General features: G+C 58.7%; 2 protein-coding genes. Both read right to left on the minus strand.

What is annotated here, in order from left to right; all coding sequences use genetic code 11:
- Window positions 1-207 precede the first annotated feature (207 nt).
- Entirely contained in the window at window positions 208-1020 is an 813-nt protein-coding gene (locus ACIP1X_RS23880; protein WP_400755427.1) for a substrate-binding periplasmic protein, read from the minus strand.
- A 170-nt stretch (window positions 1021-1190) separates the two neighbouring features.
- Window positions 1191-1703 (minus strand): methylenetetrahydrofolate reductase (locus ACIP1X_RS23885; protein ID WP_400755429.1); only part of this gene is annotated, 513 nt, incomplete at its 5' end.

The following is a 1703-nucleotide window of genomic DNA, read 5'->3' on the forward strand; positions in this document are numbered from 1 at the left end:
AGTTAGGGCTTGGCCCAATGGGAGTCTTGCCTGGCGCGAATCACGTTTAAGAGGACGCAATCCCGTCCGGTCCTGCTGCGGTTCCGAAGGCACGTCTGGAGTGCTCGCGCGGGCTGGGAAGCTGCGCTGTAGCGGGTCGAGAGGCCTTTTACGGTTCCGGGCGTCCGGGCGTGAGCCTGGCGGGAACGCCGGAGTATAACAGAGCAATCACTGCGCGCTGCTTTCCTGCTGCTCAACGGTTTTGCGGCTGGCCGAGGCATTGCCCAGCGGCGCGACATCGGACGGGGCCGCGCCATAGCGCGCGCTTAGCTCGGCGTAGGCCGGTTCGCGCTTGAAACGCTTGAGCTCGGCACCGAAACGCTGCACCAGTAAATCCATGCCAGCATTGCGCCGAACCGCCAAAAACTGGCTCTGGCGGCTAATCACGGCCGGGTTTTCAGTGATCTGATTGCGGATATCCAGTTCATCGAGCAAGTGCTGACCGACGCGGCGATCGGTGATCAGCAAGTCGATACGACCACGCACCAGTTTGCCGAAATTGGCTTCGTGGGTCGGTGCCGGTTCGCGGGTAAACAGGGTCGAATTGCTGAAGTCGGGGCTATATAGATAGCCCGGCGAGGTGCCGATGGTCAGGCCTTTGAGTTCTTCGAGTGTGCTGAACGGGTGCGGTCGATCGTTGGCGTAGAACATCACGAACTCGACGTCCGACAACGGTTCGCTCGGGTAGAGCAGGGTGGCGTCGCGCTCATCGCTGTGAAAGATATCCAGCGCACCGTCGGCCTGACCGGTTTCGAGCATCGACAGGCAACGCTTCCACGGCAGGAACTGCCATTCGACTTCGATGCCCAGCCGTTTGAAGACAATGGCGGTGGTTTCGTAGTCGAGCCCGAGGTTTTTGCCGTTCTCTTCGTAGACGTAAGGCGCCCACGGCTCGGTGACAATACGCAACTTCTCGCCTCGAGCAGCGAAGCTCAGGCAAGCAAAAACCAGCACGGCGAATAACTGTGTGATCAAGGGCATGGCTTGAGATTACGACGAGAAACGCGAAAGAGCCAGAAGGTGGCAGCAGATGCTCTGTTTCGGGCGTTTAAAAGCAAAAGATCGCAGCCCACGACAGCTCCTACATTGGTATTAATCACCCTGTGTAGGAGCTGCCGAAGGCTGCGATCTTTTGATCTTGCTTCTAACGCTTAGCGCGGCAACTTCAGGTTATTCCAGATCGCCAGACTCGGTTCAGCCTGGTTCATGGAATAGAAGTGCAGCCCCGGTGCGCCGCCCTGCAACAGGCGTTCGCACATCTCGCTGACGACTTGCTCGCCAAAGCGCTGAATGCTTTGCGTGTCATCGCCGTAGGCTTCCAGTTGCTTGCGGATCCAGCGCGGGATTTCCGCACCGCAGGCATCGGAGAAGCGCGCGAGTTTGCTGTAGTTGGTGATCGGCATGATCCCCGGCACGATCGGCAGATCCACACCCTGCGCCTGCAAACGGTCGACAAAGTAGAAGTAGCTGTCGGCGTTGAAGAAGTACTGGGTGATCGCGCTGTCGGCGCCAGCCTTGGCTTTGCGCACGAAGTTGGCCAGATCGTCTTCGTAGTTGCGCGCTTGCGGATGCATCTCCGGGTAAGCGGCGACTTCGATGTGGAAATGATCGCCGGTTTCTTCACGAATGAATTCAACCAGTTCATTGGCGTGACGCAGCTCACC

This window comes from Pseudomonas sp. NPDC088885, assembly GCF_044750025.1.
GTDB lineage: Bacteria > Pseudomonadota > Gammaproteobacteria > Pseudomonadales > Pseudomonadaceae > Aquipseudomonas > Aquipseudomonas rustica.

What these genes read in the sequence shown, in the direction of transcription:
- ACIP1X_RS23880 (WP_400755427.1), bottom strand. Translation starts at nt 1,020, where the DNA reads ATGCCCTTGATCACACAGTTATTCGCCGTGCTGGTTTTTGCTTGCCTG.